At 55.9% G+C, this 18,137-nt stretch carries 16 protein-coding genes and 1 riboswitch; of the genes, 4 read left to right on the top strand and 12 right to left on the bottom strand.

The features are described 5' to 3' along the window. Positions 1-61 precede the first annotated feature (61 nt). Together ACFPDR_RS14635 and ACFPDR_RS14640 are read left to right on the top strand one after the other, a co-directional pair. The gene (locus tag ACFPDR_RS14635; protein ID WP_376911331.1) at positions 62-2,779 is read left to right on the top strand and encodes a secretin and TonB N-terminal domain-containing protein; all 2,718 of its coding nucleotides are present in this window, start codon (positions 62-64) and stop codon (positions 2,777-2,779) included. Positions 2,780-2,970: 191 nt separating this feature from the next. Beyond that, positions 2,971-3,993 (top strand): cytochrome-c peroxidase, encoded by a 1,023-nt coding sequence (locus ACFPDR_RS14640; RefSeq protein WP_376911333.1) that lies wholly within the window; start codon positions 2,971-2,973, stop codon positions 3,991-3,993. Positions 3,994-4,085: 92 nt separating this feature from the next. On the opposite strand, the gene dctP is transcribed toward ACFPDR_RS14640, so the two are convergent. From dctP to ACFPDR_RS14660, 4 genes are all read right to left on the bottom strand, one after another. Next, positions 4,086-5,183 carry a TRAP transporter substrate-binding protein DctP gene (dctP, locus tag ACFPDR_RS14645; protein ID WP_026484510.1) on the bottom strand — a complete coding sequence of 366 codons (1,098 nt, stop codon included), beginning with the start codon at positions 5,181-5,183 and terminating at the stop codon, positions 4,086-4,088. Between the two features lie 18 nt (positions 5,184-5,201). After that, entirely contained in the window at positions 5,202-6,524 is a 1,323-nt protein-coding gene (locus ACFPDR_RS14650; RefSeq protein ID WP_035269167.1) for a TRAP transporter large permease, read from the bottom strand. Then, entirely contained in the window at positions 6,514-7,014 is a 501-nt protein-coding gene (locus tag ACFPDR_RS14655; protein WP_009458438.1) for a TRAP transporter small permease subunit, read from the bottom strand. The genes ACFPDR_RS14650 and ACFPDR_RS14655 overlap by 11 nt, the downstream gene beginning before the upstream one ends. A gap of 384 nt (positions 7,015-7,398) precedes the next feature. Further along, positions 7,399-8,805 carry an amino acid permease gene (locus tag ACFPDR_RS14660; protein WP_088452440.1) on the bottom strand — a complete coding sequence of 469 codons (1,407 nt, stop codon included), beginning with the start codon at positions 8,803-8,805 and terminating at the stop codon, positions 7,399-7,401. A 378-nt stretch (positions 8,806-9,183) separates the two neighbouring features. Then, positions 9,184-9,273: riboswitch (glycine riboswitch) on the bottom strand. A gap of 290 nt (positions 9,274-9,563) precedes the next feature. Here ACFPDR_RS14660 and ACFPDR_RS14665 point away from each other — a divergent pair. Further along, entirely contained in the window at positions 9,564-10,508 is a 945-nt protein-coding gene (locus tag ACFPDR_RS14665) for a rhodanese-like domain-containing protein (RefSeq protein ID WP_376911336.1), read from the top strand. A gap of 63 nt (positions 10,509-10,571) precedes the next feature. Here ACFPDR_RS14665 and ACFPDR_RS14670 read toward each other — a convergent pair whose 3' ends face one another. The 5 genes from ACFPDR_RS14670 to aqpZ form a co-directional block, all read right to left on the bottom strand. After that, positions 10,572-10,988, bottom strand: coding sequence for a DoxX family protein (locus tag ACFPDR_RS14670; protein ID WP_060186949.1), 417 nt, complete (start codon positions 10,986-10,988; stop codon positions 10,572-10,574). 25 nt (positions 10,989-11,013) lie between these two features. After that, complete coding sequence (locus tag ACFPDR_RS14675) at positions 11,014-11,889, bottom strand: DMT family transporter (protein WP_080747965.1); 876 nt, start codon at positions 11,887-11,889, stop codon at positions 11,014-11,016. Between the two features lie 145 nt (positions 11,890-12,034). Beyond that, entirely contained in the window at positions 12,035-12,973 is a 939-nt protein-coding gene (locus ACFPDR_RS14680; protein WP_035269174.1) for a LysR substrate-binding domain-containing protein, read from the bottom strand. A 4-nt stretch (positions 12,974-12,977) separates the two neighbouring features. Next, positions 12,978-13,397 carry a lysozyme inhibitor LprI family protein gene (locus ACFPDR_RS14685; protein WP_081055479.1) on the bottom strand — a complete coding sequence of 140 codons (420 nt, stop codon included), beginning with the start codon at positions 13,395-13,397 and terminating at the stop codon, positions 12,978-12,980. 246 nt (positions 13,398-13,643) lie between these two features. Further along, positions 13,644-14,342, bottom strand: a complete 699-nt coding sequence (gene aqpZ / locus ACFPDR_RS14690; RefSeq protein ID WP_060186952.1) for an aquaporin Z — start codon at positions 14,340-14,342, stop codon at positions 13,644-13,646. Positions 14,343-14,525: 183 nt separating this feature from the next. On the opposite strand from aqpZ, the gene ACFPDR_RS14695 reads away from it, so the two are divergent. Continuing rightward, positions 14,526-14,951: a DUF4440 domain-containing protein gene (locus tag ACFPDR_RS14695; protein WP_081055480.1), complete on the top strand. Its 426-nt coding sequence runs from the start codon at positions 14,526-14,528 to the stop codon at positions 14,949-14,951. Positions 14,952-15,048: 97 nt separating this feature from the next. On the opposite strand, the gene ACFPDR_RS14700 is transcribed toward ACFPDR_RS14695, so the two are convergent. The 3 genes from ACFPDR_RS14700 to ACFPDR_RS14710 are packed head-to-tail and all read right to left on the bottom strand — an operon-like array spanning position 15,049 to position 17,965. Next, positions 15,049-16,014, bottom strand: coding sequence for a DUF3325 domain-containing protein (locus ACFPDR_RS14700; protein ID WP_060186953.1), 966 nt, complete (start codon positions 16,012-16,014; stop codon positions 15,049-15,051). Then, complete coding sequence (locus ACFPDR_RS14705; RefSeq protein ID WP_060186954.1) at positions 16,011-16,307, bottom strand: DUF3649 domain-containing protein; 297 nt, start codon at positions 16,305-16,307, stop codon at positions 16,011-16,013. The genes ACFPDR_RS14700 and ACFPDR_RS14705 overlap by 4 nt, the downstream gene beginning before the upstream one ends. Next, positions 16,304-17,965, bottom strand: a complete 1,662-nt coding sequence (locus ACFPDR_RS14710; protein WP_230940672.1) for a PepSY-associated TM helix domain-containing protein — start codon at positions 17,963-17,965, stop codon at positions 16,304-16,306. The genes ACFPDR_RS14705 and ACFPDR_RS14710 overlap by 4 nt, the downstream gene beginning before the upstream one ends. Positions 17,966-18,137: the final 172 nt, after the last annotated feature.

Below are 18,137 nucleotides of genomic sequence, written 5' to 3' on the forward strand. Positions count from 1 at the left end.
GGTGAGGGGAGAGGGGTAGCACAGCGTCCTGAGGGTAGTTGTTTACATAGGATGCTCAATCATGAAGTGCGCTTTGCAGGACACGCCGTCTCTTTTTGCCTTGCGCAGGCAAGCTCGCCCCGGCGTGACAACCAAGTCTCTTTCTTCTTCCCAAGGCTCGCGCTTCAAGCAGGGGCAACTGGCTTTCTTGATGGCCAGTGTTTTGTTCGTGATGCAGCCCATGCCGGCACACGCTGCCGGGCCTATTGTGCTGGATATGGCCTCTCAGCCTTTGGCTGATGCACTTTTGCAAATTGGCCGTCTGGCCCAGGTGGAGATCGCGTTTTCACCGGGGCAGGTTCGGGAAAAGCGAGCCGTAGCCTTGCAAGGCGAACTGACGGTTGAGCAGGCCTTGGATACCTTACTGGCCCCTTGGGGACTGGCGGCCAGAGCCCAGGGCGATCAGCGCTACACGATTGTGACGGCTCCCGTTGCCAAAGGCTTGTCCGTGCTGGAGCCGGTTCGTGTACAAGGCCAGCGTGTTGGTGAACGCAACTATACCCGCGAGGAACTGGATCAACGTGCTGCAGGTAACCGTGATCTGTCCAGCCTTCTGGCCGATAACCCGGCCGTGCGTCAGAACGAGGCCGCAAAAACCAGTGCCAACCGTGGTTCTCTGGCGCTGGAAGATATCAGCTTCTATGGCGCCAGTCCGTTCCAGAATCAGTTCCAGATTGATGGCATCAGCTCCACCAATCAGATTGATCCTGCCAGCCGCAATTTGAATTTGCAGGTGGGCAATGTGCCCGCCTACTCCCAGGCCTACAACCTGGACACGAATATGCTGGAAAGCGTGACGGTGCTCGATAGCAGCATTCCCGTGGAATACGGCCGCTTCACTGGGGGTGTGGTCGATGCCAAGGTGCGTGATCCCAAGGGCAATAACAGCTTCCGTGCGGACTTCAGCTACAACTCCTCCGGGCTGACCTCGCAGACTGTACCTGAAGAGCAAAAGAAAAAGTTCGGGGCGGGCGAGCCGGGTTTCACCCCTGCCTGGACCAAGCGTTTTTCATCCGCCATGCTGGATGTGGGCATTACGGACAATACTGCGGCTTTGATTAATGTGTCCCGGCGTGAGTCCAGCATTGATCGCACCATGCGCGTACTGCACGAAAAGGAGTTCACCGATGTGAATACCAACTCTAAAGACCGTGTCGATAATGTGTTCGCCAAAATCCATACCCGTTGGAGTGCCAGCACGGATTCCGCCCTGACTTTCAAGTACGCGGATCGACGCGAGGATCTGGTCGATTCCGGCATGATGGCCAATCGTGTTCAGTGGCAGCATCAACAAAAAGCCTATGGTCTGGGTTTCGACCTGAACCATGACTTTGGCTGGGGGCAGGGGCGGGTGCAGCTGGGTTACGACCAGATGAACAGCTACCGTAATTCCGACGGCACGGAATATATGGTCAATACGGTGTTTCTGCCCAATGGCCGCCCCGACTACACCTATATCAGCGGTGGTTTCGGGCAGGAGTCTACCGAGCAACGCAATCTGACCATGAAGACCCGACTGGAGTTCAAGCCGTTTCAGACCGGGGCAATCGAACATACGCCCTACGTAGGTTTTGAGCTGGCCCATACCAAGGGAGAATTTGTCCGAGATCGGGATGCCTACGGGGGGCAGAAACGCCATTACAGCGATGGGCAGCCCAGCAAGGTTCAGGTCTTGAATTATTACCGCGCTGGAGAGGTGGGCGTCAGCTATACCAATGCGTCCGTTTATGTATCGGACCGCATGTCCTGGCAGCGTCTGGCCCTGACAACGGGCTTGCGCATGGATAAGGACAATTACTTTGGCAATATCAATCTGGCTCCGCGCACCTTGCTGGAATGGGATGTGCTGGGGACGGGTGAAACCCGTTTGTCGGGTGGCTGGTCGCGCTATTACGGCATGGATATTCTTGGAATTGCCATGCGCGAGCGCAAGAGCCAACTGCATACCTTGCTGGTGACGGGAGGCAATCCGGTAGACCGTCCTTCGCACACGGCCTACAAGCTGGATGGCCTGAAAACCCCGTATGACGATGAGTGGGCCTTGCGCTTGCAGCAACAGCTGACAAACAAAGTGGCAGCCGAACTGGCCTATGTGCGCCGCTATGGCCGTCAACAAGTCTCTATCGAAGGGCTGGCGAAGACAGGCTACACCTACACCAATAATGGCAAGTCCAAAACCGATGCCGTTACCTTGAGTTTGATGAACACGGCCCCTTGGACCTTGGGCGAGAGCTTGTGGACGGGGCGTGTGGATGTGACCTATCAGCACAGTAAGCGTAATAACAAGCTGGCCGACGGTTATGACGGTGAAGCCGAGGCACAGGAGGAGAACATCTATTACAACGGCGACCTGATACGCCGTGGTGATCGTCCAGTGGGGGACTACAACCTGCCTTGGCGAGTCAGCGCTGGCGTAACCGGCATGTGGGCGCGTTATGGTTTGCAGATGAACAACCGGATCAATTGGAACAGCGCCCGCATGGATGTGCACTATGTGGGTCTGAATCGGGGCGATGGCTTGGAGAAGTACGAGTCCGGTCGGGTCGGTTCTTATTGGACCTGGGATATGCGTCTGGATTGGGAACCGGCCATGCTTAAAGGTCTGGGCCTGGGGCTGGATGTGCTGAACGTGCTGGACAAGCAAGCACCCGTGGTGGTTTCGACACCAACCTCGGTGCTGAACCCGAACCTATATCGCACAGGACGAGAGCTGTGGCTGCGCGCTTCCTATCGGTATTAAAAGGGGGACAAGCTGGCGCAAGTTTGCTGATGGCGGCACTGGCAACCGTGCTGTCAGGGGCAGCCTGCGCGGCGGGGGGAGTGGAGACAGGAGCGGACCAGAAGCTTGGCTCAGGTTTAGCTTCTGCTCCTGTGGTCACTACGGGGCTTTCCGCGTCGGAGACAACAGAGCAATCCTGTGGAGCTAAGGACATGCTTGAGGCCAGGTGTCTACGCGCCCTCTATAAAAATGTCCCCGCTCAATGGCCAGCGCCCACCATTGATCCGGGGCAGTCCTGGCAAGAATGGGGGCCTGTGCCTGGGCCGGGCTCCAGCGCCCAGTCCGAGGCGGCAGAGGATGCCAAGAACAGGCAGATCGTCTCCTTGGGGGCACGATTGTTTTTTGACAAGCAGCTGTCCCGTAAAAAGCAGATCTCCTGTGCGTCCTGTCATCAGCCCGACAAGTCCTTTACCGATGGCAAGGTATCAGCGGTAGGGGAGGATGGTTTGATGGGAAAACGCCGTACTCCACCCTTGTTTGCTGCGCCTTTTGCTGACGCTCTGTTCTGGGATGGCCGTGCGCGAACCTTGCAGGAGCAAGTTGTCGGCCCCATAGAAAACCCGGTAGAAATGAACCATGCCTTGAGTGACTTGATCCCACGTTTGCAGGACTCGGAAGACTATAGACAGGCATTTCAACAGGCCTTTGGCGCATCCTCATCCAATCCCATCGACGCCGAGCGATTGGCCCGTGCCTTGGCCGCCTATGTCGTTACCATTCGCCCGGCAGCAACGCGCTTTGATGAATTTATCGCCGGGAATACGGCTGCCTTGAATGATCAGGAACTGATCGGCCTGCACTTGTTTCGTACCAAGGCGCGCTGCATGAATTGCCATAACGGTCCCATGCTGACAGACAACGGTTTTCACAATATCGGTCTGTCTTTTTATGGGCGTCGCTTGCAGGATCTGGGACGATTTGAATGGACCCGAGACCCTGCGGATCTGGGGCTGTTCCGAACACCCAGCCTGCGCAATGTGGCCAAGGCAGGTCCCTGGATGCATAACGGTTTGTTCCCCAGCCTGGATGGCTTGTTGCGTATGTATGACGTGGCAATGGGGCCGGACCCTAAAGAAACCGGCCTTTTGGTGCCGCGTAAATCGGAACGGATACAGGTCTTGAACTTGAGCGATGAGGAACTTCAGGCTTTGCTGGCCTTTCTGCAGGTCCTGTAGCGATCAAAGCGATTCAGACTTGATTGCGGGGCGCATAAAAAAGCGATAGTGGCGGACCACTATCGCTTTTAAGCTCACTGGAGGAGGGCGTTTTATTTCAGGCAGGCTTTGATTTTCTCCAGATCCGGGCCATCAATCGGACGTCCCAGATTGAAGGGCATGGAGGTTTCGCGCCAGTCCTTGTAGTCGTGCAGATACTCCATCTGGCTGGCGTATACCTTGGCCGCATCAGGGTTGCTGCAGGCCATGGAAATCATCACCTCGTTGGTGACTTGCTGAATAGTCTTCAGGCTTTCATCGTCCATGCGGTGGATTTCCACGCCGGCTTTCTGAAACGTACGCAGACCTTCCGTCGCTTTTTTCTCTGTAAAAGCAATGGACCACATCATGGTGGCGTCGGCGGCAATTTGCAGTTTTTCCTTGGCCGAATCACTGAGTGCATCCCAGGCGGTTTTATTGATCATGACGCCAAACACGGAAGCGGACTGGTGCCAACCCGGCGTTGTCCAGTGCTTGGTGACCTGATGGAGACCGGCAGAAACGTCCACGTTCGGAGTGGAGAACTCGGCTCCCTCGATCACGCCGCGCTCAAGCGATTGATACAGTTCCTGGCCAGCCATGGACACCTGCGTACCACCAATTTTTTCAAGCACCTTGCCTTGTTCGAGGCCAGAGAGGCGCAGACGCTTGCCCTTGATTTCTTCCAGATTGCGAATCGGTACATTGGTATGGAAGCCGGATTCGTTATTGGTGATGGCGTAGGGGAGGTACACCATGCCGTACTTGCCGTAGATCTCGTTATAAAGCTCGGCGCCACCCCATTCCTTGATCCAGTTTGCGTAATCAACCGCGTTGAACAGGCTGGAGTGTGTCCCTAAAGGGGAGAAAGCCGGGTTGCGGCCTGCCCAATAGCCTGGCCAGTCGGCTCCGGCTTGTATGGTGCCGGACTCCACCGCGCTGAAGACCTCGCCGGTTGGAACCAGTGCGCCGCCTTCAAAGAATTCGATCTTCAACTCATCACCGACCAGCTTGTTAGCCAGCTCTACCCATTTCTTGTCCAGTTCGACCAGCTCGATCGAAGCAGGCCAGGTACTGGTCATGGTCCATTTCTGTGCCGCCTGGCTCAGGCTGGTCATGCCCAGCAGGGCAAAACCCGTCAAGGCGAAGAGTGCCTTCTTTGTCAGCTTCATGGTGTCTCCTTGTTTTATTTAAGTTCCGTACAGGACGGTAGGTAGCCAAGTGGCCAGGCCAGGGAAAATGGCCAGCAAGATGCACATCAAAATAATCAGGCCAATGAATGGAATGACCCCGGTAATGATCTCCATGGTTTTGACGGATTTGGGCGTAATGGCCCGCAAATAAAACAGTGCATAACCAAAGGGAGGGGTCAGGAAAGAGGTCTGCAAAACAACGGCGACCAGAATCACAAACCACAGCAGGCTGATGCCCATCTCTTGCACAATGGGCAACAGAATCGGGAAGGAAAGCAGGACAATACCGGTCCAGTCCAGAAAGCAGCCCAGCACAAAAATAATCAGCAGCATCACCACGATAAGTAGCCAGGGTTCCATATCCAGGCCACGCATCAGATCCTGTGCGGCACCCAGACCACCGGTGATATTAAAGACGCCGGTAAAGGCGGTGGCACCCACCACGATAAATAAAATCATGGAGGAAGTACGGCCCGTTTCGTAAAGCGCATTCAGGAAAATGGACCATTTGAATTTGCCTCGGAAAATAACGATCAGCAGGGACAGCAATACCCCAATGGCCGAGGCTTCCGTGGCCGTTGCAATACCAGCCAGCATGGAGCCCAGAATGCCCAGAATCAAAAAGATAGGAGGCACGGCTTCCACCAGCAGCATGCGGATCAGGGCGGGCTTGGAGATCTTTTCATCAGGCTCCACCGAGGGGGCACGTTCCGGGTGACGCCAGGCTACGAACACCACCCAGACGGCATACAGCAGGCCCAGCAGGACACCCGGTATCAATGCGCCGGCGAACAATTCACCGATGGACAGGGGAGAGTAGCTGGCCATCAGGATCAACATGATGGACGGTGGAATCAGAATGCCCAGACAGCCGGAGGCCGCAATAACACCGGTGGTCAGCTTGGGGCAGTAGCCGTAGCGCAGCATGGGGCGCAAGGCCATCATGCCGGTAACGGTAATGGAGGCGCCAATAATGCCGGTGGTGGCCGCCAGAAGGATGGAGATGAACACCACGGCCAGTGCCAGCCCGCCACGAACGCGGGACATGAGCAGGCGCAAGGCTTCGAACATCTTGTCAGTCACTTCCGAGTCGGACAGAAAGCGCGCCATCAGGATGAATAAAGGAATGGCGATCAGGGTGTAGTTGTCCAGAACATCGCCGTAAATGCGGTTGACGACAATGCCCAGAACCATGGGTTTTCCCGCGACCAGCGCACCGATAACGGCTGTGCTGCCCAGAACAAAGGCCAAGGGATGGCCCATGAATAGCCCAAGCAGGAGCAGGCCACCCATGACAAGTGCAATCAGTTCAGGCGTCATGGTGAGCGGCTTCCTTCTGGGTCAACAAACGAATAACTTCAGCAATGCCCTGGAGAAGCAAAAGCGCGGCGGCCAGGACCATGGACATCTTCAAGGGGTAGACGGGCAACTGTACTGCGCCGTACGTGGTTTCGCCTTGCGCCAGCGAGCGCATGGCGAAGTCGTAGCTGCGTGTCAGAAATACCCAGGCAAAAGGGAAGAAGAAAATCAGATAACCCGCAATCTCGGTCCATTTGCGAACGGTGGGGGAAAAGCGGTTGATCAGCAAATCTACCCGGACATGGGCCTGGTGTTTAAGTGCGTAGGCACCCAGCATCAGAAAGTAGAACCCGTATAGCTGCTTGGTGACGTCAAAAGTCCAGCGAGTGGGCTGATTCATCACATAGCGCATGAACACTTCGTAAATAATAATGGCGGAGAAAATGATGGCAATAAAGGAAATGAGCTTTCCTATCCATTCATTGATTGAGTCGATTAGACGCAAAACCATGCTTGTCCCTTTTGTACGTTTTTATTGGCCACACACCGGGTTTAGTCTATGAGTAAGCTCTAAAGCGCCACAACTTGGGTTTACCCTTACGTAAACTTGAGTTTAATAATTAAGGGTAATAAGGCGTAAATAAGGGTGATTTTCTTGGGAAATCGTGCTGGGCCTGAAGGTGAAAGCCAGACTTTCGGGGCGACAATGAGCATGAAAAAAGCCACCCGTTTGGGTGGCTTTTTGCAATCGGGCTCCAGCCTCGCTCCAGTTCTGCTGCCCAAGGACAGCGAGTTGGAGTGTTGCCAGTGTGTGCCAGCCAGGTTTTGTAGAACGAGGCCAGACCCGACTGCGGCAACACGGTTCTTGGTAGAACCGTGTTGTGCCCATCACAACTTAGCGTACGCTTTGCGCCGCCAGGCCCAGGGCCAGATTCTGCTTCATGCGTTTCTTGTAGAAAGGCAGGCACAGGAACAGGGCCAGGAACCAGAAAGGCGTCGCAATGAGACCGATCAGAGTTTCTTCTTCCTGGCTGAACAAGTACAGCGCAAAGGCAAAGAACGCCAGGGTCAGGTAGCACATGGGAATCGCAAAGGGCATTTTGTAGCTCGATGCAGCATGGGCCTCAGGACGAATGCGACGGTACTTCAGGTAGGTGATCAGAATCACGGCCCAGACAAAGATAAAGCAGATGCTGGCTACCGTTGTCACAATCGTGAACACGCGCATGACGTCGCCTTCTGCATAAAGCAGGAACAGGCTGGACAGCAAGAGGGCGCACGAATAGATCAGACCATTGCGGGGAGTGCCGTTACGCGACAACTGGCTGAAGGCTTCAGGAGCCAGCTTGTTCTTGGACAGACCGTACAACATGCGACCGGTCGAGAACATGCCACTATTGGCCGACGACAGGGCCGAGGTCAGCACTACAAAGTTGATAATGGCTGCTGCGGCACCCACGCCAATCAGCAAGAACATGTTTACAAACGGGCTCTTGTTGGGCGCCACAATGTCCCAGGGGGTGACGGTCATGATGGCGGTCAGGGCCAGCACGTAGAACACAATCACGCGAACGGGAATCTTGTTGATGGCTTTGGGCAGGTTCTTGGCAGGGTCAGCCGTTTCAGCCGAGGCCGTACCCACCAGCTCGATCCCTACGAAGGCAAAGATGGCGATCTGGAAGGCCGCAAAGAAACCATGCAGGCCATTGGGGAACATGCCGCCGCGATCCCACAAGTGGGTCAGGCTGGCTTTTTCGCCGGTTGGGCCGACAAAGCCGGTGAACAGCAGGTAAGCACCCACACCAATCAGGGCCACAATGGCGATGATCTTGACCAGGGCAAACCAGAACTCCAGCTCGCCAAACAATTTGGCCGACAGCAGGTTAAAGATCAGCAAGAAGGCGATACACGCCAGGCCGGGTAACCAGAGCGGAATGTCCGGCCACCAGAACTGGGTATAGCCGGTAATGGCGACAATATCCGCAATACCGATAACCACCCAGCAGAACCAATAGCTCCAGCCCAGAAAGTAACCCATGGTGGGCCCGAGAATATCGGCGGAGAAATCCACAAAAGATTTGTATTCCAGGTTATGCAGGAGCAATTCCCCCATCGCCCGCATAACAAAGAATAAAAAGAACCCAATGATCATGTAGGTAAACAAGACCGAGGGTCCGGCCAGGCTAATGGTGCGGCCTGATCCCATAAATAGCCCTGTACCGATAGCGCCTCCAATTGCTATCAGTTGCAGGTGCCGGTTTTTCAACGAGCGCTGCAGTCCAGATGAATGTTGCTGAGACACACTGTTCTCCTAATTTTTTTTCGTTCAAATGCGTAATTATGACTGTGCTGCGAGAAAACAAAGGGCACAACCCGTCCTCAAGGACGGTTTTCTTGATGCCGATCTAAATAAGCTGAGGAGCGCACAGCAGTCCTCCTTGTTCTGACGACATGAAATGTCAAAACAGACCTGTGTGCGATTAAAAATGGGAATAGGGATGTGGTATGCCAGGCGGCCAGAAAAGGCGCCTGACTATCTGCTCATAAATAGGCTCCGGACGAATAGGTGAACACAGGCCATATGGCCTCTGTACCCCCTCTGTCCGTTTACCTGAGAGCTTATCCATCGGTTCGCGATGGTCCCCTTCGGTGGGCACGGGTGTGCCTCTCTCCAGATGGTCAAAGGTTCAGGATTCTTTTGCCTGAGAGATTCCGGGGTCGTTGCTCCGTCGGCGCTTCATCAAAGTGAAGACTCTCACCTGAACCGTTATTGACGCCGCTATTGTATAGACAGGTAAAAAGCGATGACTACTAGCGTTAACCTGTAGGCTTTTAATGAGAATAGTTCTTGTTTGTTGAGCGGTTTTGTGGCTGCAGAGCCAGCCTCGGGGATAGTGCAGGGGCGTGATGAAAGTAGCGGCGTCGAGTCTGGCCAGATGCCCTTGAAAGGGACCGTGTTTTTTGCATGGAAGCTATGCCGTAAAGCTTTAGCGTTGAAACAGAAATCGGCCGACACCAGCCTACAATATCGGCTGTCTGGCAATTTTTGTACCTCGCAATATGGTCGAATCGATTCTGCAACTTATCGAGCAACACGGTCTGTTGATCGTGTTTTTCAATGTCCTGGTGGAGCAGGCAGGGGCGCCGGTGCCGGCCTATCCGGTGTTGGTGGTAACGGGTGCCTTGCACGAGTCCAGTGGTTACAGCCTGTGGGGCTTGCTGGGTTTTGCCGTGCTGGGCGCGATGATTGCGGATTACGGCTGGTACCTGGCTGGGCGACGCTATGGTGGCAAATTGCTGGCTTTGCTGTGCAAAATTTCACTGTCGCCGGACTCCTGTATTCGGCAGACCGAATCCATTTATATGCGTTGGGGGGCACCGTCCTTGATGGTGGCCAAGTTCATACCCGGCTTTGCTTCCATTGCCAGTGTGTTGGCCGGTACGGTGGGAACGCCCAGAAGAAGCTTCCTGCTTTACGACATCATCGGGGCTACGGTCTGGGCCGGCTCTGCCGTGTTCCTGGGCTCCTTGTTCAGCTCGGCGGTGGATGAGCTGCTGAATGTGCTGATCAGTCTGGGAGTGGTGGGTGGAATCCTGTTGGCACTGGCTTTGGCGGTATTCATTGCCAGAAAGTGGTGGCAGCGCCATCGCTTCATGAAATCCTTGTGCATGGAGCGTGTCAGCGTGCAAGAGTTGCATCAGATGCTGTCCTCGGACACGCCCCCCACGATTGTGGATGTGCGTTCGACCCTGATGCAGGCGCAAGGACGTATTCCGGGGGCGATCAGTCTGGCTTTGGGTGAGGCCACGCTGAATTTGATTACCGACGGGGAAATTATTGTGTATTGCGATTGCCCCAATGAGGTGTCCGCAGCCTTGGTGTCCAAACGCTTGCTGCAAAGTGGCTATAGTCGGGTGCGCCCTTTGGAAGGCGGATTGGAAGCCTGGCGGGCCGCTGGTTTTGATATACAGCGCGACCCTGATCAGCCCGAACCGGCCCTGTAAAGGAAAACGGCAGACATCAAACCATGTCTGCCGTTTTTGCAAGAAGAACGCTTGATATCGCGCTTACCGGCGCACCTGCCGGTAAGCATGAGCCAAAGCGGCGGCCACCGCCAGTCCGCCGATCACACTGATATGGTCCTGCACCAGAGCTTGTTCCAGAAAGGCTTCCAAGCCCTGCATTTCCCAAAACCGATGCGCCAGGGGAATCGTGGACAAAGTAAAGACACTCAGCATCAGCGCTCCCAACCAGGCCAGGCGACTCGCGCTGATAATCAGCCAGCTGCCCAGCAATTGAACTGTGATAGTCAGCACGGCGAATAAAGCCTGGGGCTCCAGTCCGAAGTGGGCCATTTCCTTTTTTGCAGCGCTGAAATCCCAAACCTTATTCACACCGCTCCACCAGAAAATGTAGGTCAGGAGCAGAGTAGCCAGTACAAAATACACTCGTGAACGCAGTAATTCTTGTATGACGTGGTTCATGATGCCTCCTCCTTGGGTGGGGCGTTCAGGGCTTGTGGACAGATGCTTCCAGCGTGGAGCGTGCGACGGCCAGTGTTTGCTGGCTCAAGACCAGTCCACCCATGACCAGTGCCACTCCCACCAGTTGCAGCGTGGTGGGCCAGATGCCCTTGATCAGCGCGTCCAGAATAAAAGCGGTCACAGGCACCAGCAGCATGAAGGGGGCAACGGTGACGGCGCCCAGTTGCTTGATGGCACTGAACCATAGCGCGAAGGGACCAGCCGTCAGTACAGTTGCCAGCAGAAACAGGCCCAGCCAATGCACAGGGATAAGCTGGCTTGGAATGTCCTGCGTCAGCAGCACAACCACACTCAGTTCCACACCGGCAATCAAGAGCTGCCAGCCGGTAAAACCCAGCAAAGGGATAGGTGGCGCACCCCATTTGTTCATCAAGACCCCGCCCGTCGCAATGGACAACATGCTGCCCAAAGCGGCGGCAATGCCGATCAGATCCAGAGTGGCATTGCTGGACAGGACAACCAGCGACACGCCCAGCGCACCCAAGAGAACGGCTCCAATCCGCGTCAGGGCAGGGCGAGCACGCAAAATGCCCCAGGCGATAAAGATGGTGGCCAGTGGTGTCAGCGCCTGGAAGATGGCGGCCACGCCACCGGGCAGACGGGTGGCAGCGATAAAGAACAGACCAAAGAACAGGCCGGTGTTCAGGGTGCCCAGCACGGCCAGGCGCCCCCACCAGGCACGGGGCGGCAGGCTGCGTACCAATGCCAGCAGGACGATGGCGCCTCCCAAAGCCCGGACAGCAGCCAGGAACAAGGGATTAGGTGGCAACCAGGTTGTGGTCAGAATGTAGGTAAAGCCCCAGAGAATAGCGGCGGTGGCCGCAGCCATTTTGGCGTTCATGTTGATGTACTCCCCATCATGAATAGTGTGATGAAGAGACTATATAAGTGCAACGATGGCTTGAATAGATATGAATATGGCCATCAGCGTTCCATAATTAGAACGACTGCTTGGAAGCTGGCTTTGGGTAATTTGCAGCAGGGATTCAGGGGGCGGGCGTATGCAAAATAGTGACGAACTCCTGGCCCAGAAAATCCAGCAGAGCGCGTACCGCAGGCACCAGGCCTCGGCGTGAAGGAAAGACGGCATGTACCACGCCAGAGCGGGGGTTCCAGCCGGGGGCCACATCCACCAGTCTGCCGTCCTGCATGTACGGAGCGATCAGCATGGCCGGCATCTGAACGACGCCAATTCCCTGCAAGGCTGATTGCAGCAAAGTCATGCGGTCGTCGCAGACCAGACGGGGGTGGTAGGGCACTTCCATCAGGGTGTTTTCTGCGGTTTGCAGTTGCCAGGTGGGATTGCGCTGCAGATGCTCGTCGCTCAAGGCGGGCCAGTTCCCTAATTGGTCCAGCTTGGGCAGCCCACCCATGCGTTCGATCAGGGCCGGGCTGGCAACCAGATACTGTGTACTCTCGCCCAGGACTTTCATCACCAGACCGCTGTCTTCCAAAGGAGGGAAGCGGACGCGCAAGGCCACATCAAAGCCTTCGCGAATCACGTCCACGCGGCGGTTGGTGCTTTCCACTTCCAGCTTGACCTGCGGATAGGCCGCCATATAGCGGGCCAGCAATTCATTGACGCCGTAGTCCAGCAAAGCCAGGGGGCAGCTGATGCGTACTGAGCCTTGCGGCTCGCTGCGATGGCGCTCGATGATGTCCTGAGCGGAGTCGGCCTCCACCAGCATGGCTACACAGCGCTGGTAGTACATCTGGCCAATTTCCGTGACGCTGAAATGGCGGCTGGAGCGCTGAATCAGACGCACACCCAGGGATTCTTCCAGAAAGGTGATGCGTCGGCTTAGCTTGGATTTCGGGATGCCCAAAGCCCGTCCGGCCGGTGCAAATCCTCCGTGGTCCACGACCTGTACAAAGTAGTAAAGGTCGTTCAAATCGCGCGTGGATGGGTGTTTGGTGTCGGGCATGTTATTACATGGCCGGTGGAACCGGGCAGCTCATATCGCCTTCTTCGCAGGACAGGTAGGTGTTGAAGTTCTTGATACGGGCCTGGGTCAATTCATTCCGGCATGTGGTGATCAGCATGGAGTGAATGCTGCCGCCCTCGGTGTTGATCGCTGCAAAGTCGCATTCTGCATCCCTGAAGCTGATCCAGGCCCGTTGGGCGTTGCGCAAGGCTTTGAGGGTATCGGCATCATCTTTCAGACGATGGCTGATTTCCTTGTAGAGCTTGTTCAGTTCGGCGTCCGAGTTCTTGTACTCGTTGCTAAAGCACTGGTTCATGGCATTTTGATTGCTCATGCTGTCGCAGTCGGCTGCCTGAACGGAAGAGGCGCTTGCCATCAAGCTCAGTCCTAAAGCGATCAGGCCGGTATTCAATGCTTTTTTCATGGGGTTCTCCGGTTTTGTGGGCGTTGATAAGCGTATGAGGCAGGGTTGAATCGCCAGATGCAGTGCGTACTGCCCATTTGCTCGGGGCAGGGTGTAAATCCTACTACAAAGGGCGGCAAGCCTGATGCTTTGCCGGGTGATAACAGGGTTCCATAAATAGCGTTGAGCCGCATTGTCTTGAACGGGCCATATGCTCGATTCAAGCCAATGCGGCTCAAGGGTCCTGCCAGCAGGAGTTAGCGTAGCTTACTCGTCGTTGGCGTGCAGAAAGCGATACACCAGCGCGCCGATCACCCCACCAATCAAGGGAGCTACCCAGAACAACCACAGCTGCTCCATGGCCCAGGTGCCCTGGAAGAAGGCCACGCCAGTAGAACGCGCAGGGTTCACGGAAGTGTTGGTGATAGGGATGCTGATCAGGTGAATCAAAGTCAGTGCCAGACCAATCGCTACGCCTGCCAGGCCAGCGTGACCACGCTTGTGGGTTGCGCCCATGATGATGAACAGGAAGAAGGCGGTCAGCACAATTTCTGCGATCAGGGCTGCGTTGCGGCTGTAGTTGTCGGGCGAGTGCTCGCCAAAGCCGTTGGAGGCAAAACCTGCCACGGGATCAAAGCCGGTTTTGCCGCTTGCGATCAGGTACAGAACACCGCCGGCCAACAGACCGCCGAGAACCTGGGCAATGATGTAGGGAATGGCATCACGAGCGGGGAAGCGTCCCCCAGCGACCAGGCCCAGCGTGACAGCCGGGTTGATGTGACAACCAGAGATATTGCCGATGGCATAGCACATGGTCAGCAAAGTCAGACCAAAGGCCAGGGCTACCCCGGCAAAACCAATCCCCAGTTCAGGGTAGGCAGCGGCAAAGATCGCACTTCCGCAGCCCCCAAAGACCAGCCAGAAAGTGCCCAGCGTTTCTGCGGTGCATCGTTTTAATAAAGACATGATATTGCCCTGTTAGTCATTTAACACGGCTGGATTCTAGCGATAAGCGGGAAGCGCTAAGTGCTTGAAAGGAAAACAACTGTCAAAAATTTTCCTTTGTTTAGGGTGGTGTTTTTTTATAGTAAATGTGAGAAATATCGGTGGCGTGGCGGCTTGTGTCAGGTGTAGGATTTTGTCTGGTTTATGAAGAATTGTGTTGACGATTCTGACGCTGAATATCACTCCCAAGTCCCCCACATTCACGTGCCTCATTCCCTTGAATCCTTGATCCTGTCTCTTGAAGAGCGCCTGTTTGAGCGTGCCACTCGTCAGGACGTGGTGGCGCTTGGCGCTTTACTGGCCGACGAGTTTGTGGAGTTCGGAGCCAGAGGCGCGGCGTGGGGTAGAGCAGAAGTGCTAGGCGATCTGCCTGAACAGGATTTTGTGCAGCGTCGCCTCAGCAACTTCAAGCTGACCATCCTGTCAGCGGATGTCGTCCTGGCGACTTATGTGTGTGAGGTATCAGGTGATGAAAAGCCGCAGCAGTCCTTGCGTAGCTCCATCTGGAAGCAGAGTCAGGGGCGTTGGCAGATGGTGTTTCATCAAGGAACCCGCGTTGCCCAGGAATAAAAAAGGGCCGGAATTTGAGTGGCCCACCAAAGCTTGAATTGTTGTTCAACACTCGGGGGGGGCGGTTCAATCTTGGCCCTTTCTATTCGGATCGCGCTTACGGCTGTTGCTGGATGAATGCCGCCGTCATGGGGGATACCTGGTGGAAATCAAAAGCCTGATGGTAGATCTCTCCACTCTTGGCTTCCACGGTTAGCCATAGTTGATGTTCTAGTTCGCTATTGGGCGGAATGACGATTTCTACCGCTCGTGTCCAGCGCGTGTTGCTGAAAGCTTGACGGGGCGCAGGCATAGGCTCGGGCTTGCTCACTTGCAGATAGGCGCGGCGTATATGTGGGTCGCAGGCCTGGCAAAAGCGAATCTGAAATGCTTTGCGATGAGCGCCGGTGGGCCCGCTGATGGGGGCTTTGTCATCCGTTTCAGCCAGTGCAAACGACCAGGGGCCAATCTGGCCTTGCTGGGCATGGTTGCCAAATACAGGCTCGGGGCCTTGTTGCGCCAGATAAATCATGAAGGCGGCAGGGATGGCCAAAAGGCCGCTGACAAAAACCAGGCTGCGTGTGGAAAATCGTGATGTTGTTGGTGCCGTTCCAGCGTGAGTTGGCTCTGTACATGTAGCCCCAGCGCTAGTTGAAGCAGCGCTTGAATTTGCCGCCGCCACTCCATTTTTCCCAGCTACAGCGTCACTTGATGTCGATGCAGTGTTGTCCGCTCCAACCGCTTTAGGCGCTGCCTTCGCAACTGGTGCAGGTTTGGCCCGCACAGGTTTTTTTTCCTGCCAAGGCCACCAGGGCAAGTAAAAGGTCAACCCGGCACCGGCCATGGTCAGCCAACCCAGCCAGGCAACGGTGCCTATGCTCCAGCCCCAGCCTTGCCAGCATAGAGCTAAAGCCACAGCCAGCAAGGGCCAGCCGAGCAGACGAAAGATCCGCCTTTCCTTCTCGCTGGGCGTGCGATGCAGCAGGAATTCCCCCTGGCGATCACTGGCCAAAGCCAGGCAGATAAAGCCCGCCAGGCTGATGATAAAAACGGCCAGATTCAGCCACAGACTGGTATTAATCATGGCAGCACTCCTGCTGGCATCAACAGAACGCTCAGCAAGGCGATCAAAGCCGTCGGTAGAACCATGCCCACCCAAGCGCGAGTGGCACTTTTGGTGCTGAACACCCACATGACGGCGATGGTGTACCAGACAAAGCTCAACATATTCGCTGCCAGAACGGCCTGGGCTTTGGGCAGAGGCCAGAGCAAAGTCAGCAACACCGTGGCAGCGGCTGCCAGGGCGTAGCCGCCGACAGTGGCTGCCACAATGCGCGAGAGCACTTGCAGGCGGTAGCGGGAAGTCAGTCCACTCATCCGTTCACTCCCGCAGTTTGCAAGCTGGTTGGGGCGGCTGCTTTTTTAGGCAGGCTGGCAATGTGCCATTTGCGTTTCATTTTGATGGCGATATAGACAAAGATAGCGGCCAGGCCAAACATGGTCAGGTCAAAGCCTGCCAGGCCCCAGTCACCATGGATGACGGTGACACCCAGGTGGCGGTCGGTCGTCAGCAGGTTCAGGACAGGAATCAAGGCGTAGGCGGCGGCTGTCAGGTACAACAGTTCCAGCCAGGCGCGTTTTAATGGTCGCCAGGAGGCATACAGGAAGGACCAGCCCCAGACCAGGAACAGAGCATGAAACTCCCAGGCGGCGCGGTCGGCCATATTCACAGGCAAAAGGCGGTTGGCCCAGAAGTAGGCCGCCAGCCCCAAGGGCAAACCGGCCAGAGTTCCGGCATTCAGGATTTCTACTAAACGCAGGCCAGCGGCATCAAAACGCTCGGATGCGCTAAGCGGGGCGGCTTTGGCCTTGCGTTTTTGATGCTGGGTACGACGCTTTACCGTCCACAGCACCAGACCTGTCCCAATGACGGCGCAGCCCAGCAAGCCTGAAATAAAGTACAGCCAGCGCAACCACCATTCGGCAAACACTCCTTCGTGCAAGGCCAGCAATACGCGGTGAGTGTCTCCGGTGACATTGCTATTGTCCTCCGGCTCCATGAGGCTGCCATCAGAGGCGTTAAAGCGCAGGGTCTCGGCACGGGTCCAGTACACGCCCGTGACGCCGGTGCGACGCAGTTCTACATAGGCTTGGCTATCTGCCGGATGGGTAATCTGCACCGAGGCAATGCTGTTCTTGCCCCAGGCTTGTTCTGCGCTGTGCATCATCTGGCCCAGGGGAGCCTGCGGCATGCTCACGGGCAGGAAGTCGCGTTTTTGCTGACGAATATCCTGGAAGTAAGCCTGCCGTCCTTCTTCTGTCGCGCCGTACATGACTTCTCGTCCGGTCGGCATGTAGATGGACATGAAAAAAATCAGGCCCGTATAGGTAATCATCAGGAAAAAGGGCAGGGACATCACGCTGACGATATTGTGCGCGTCCAGCCAGGAACGCTGCCCCTTGCCGGGCCTGAAGGTGAAAAAGTCGGTGAAGATTTTCTTGTGAGTCACCACGCCCGTAATCACGGCCAGCAGCATCAGCATGGTACAGATACCGACCAGCCAGATAGCGACCGGATAGGGGAGGTAGTGCAAGGCGTAATGCATGCGGTACAGGCCGGTGCCACCAGCAGTTGCGCGGGGTTCCACTTCCGGCTGAATCTGGCCGGTGACAGGGTCCAGTTCTTCACCCCCGCGACGGCCGCGTTGACCGGGCTGGGGCATTTCTTCCCAGGCGATGGATAGCCCTTGCGTGGCACGCGGGTTCAGGGCTTGATGCGGCAGGGTAATGGTCCAGGCTTTGGACTCTGCCGGGGCATGCGCTTGCAACTGCGCCAGGGCCTGATCCAGCATCTGGCTGGATTGCTCGGGCAGGACTTGCATGGGCAAGGGGCGCTCCGGCTCCATCCAGCGAGTGATTTCATCGTCCACATAGCCAGCCGTGCCAGTGACGAAGACGAAAAACAGGATCCAGCCCACCACCAGACCGACCCAGGTATGCAGCCATGCCATACATTGGCGAAATGACTCTTTCACGCTGACGCGCCTCCTACTACAACACCGTCTCCGGATGCTGGATTGATGATCATTAAACCGAGAAAAGCCGTGCTTGCTTGGCAACGGTGGGTGACGGATTGAGTCCGCCATTCTTGTACGCTGCGCTCATCACGCAAGCTTCGCTTTTCAGTAAGCAAGTTCTTGGTGACAG

This window comes from Alcaligenes sp. GCM10023179, from assembly GCF_042653705.1.
Lineage (GTDB): Bacteria > Pseudomonadota > Gammaproteobacteria > Burkholderiales > Burkholderiaceae_B > Alcaligenes > Alcaligenes phenolicus.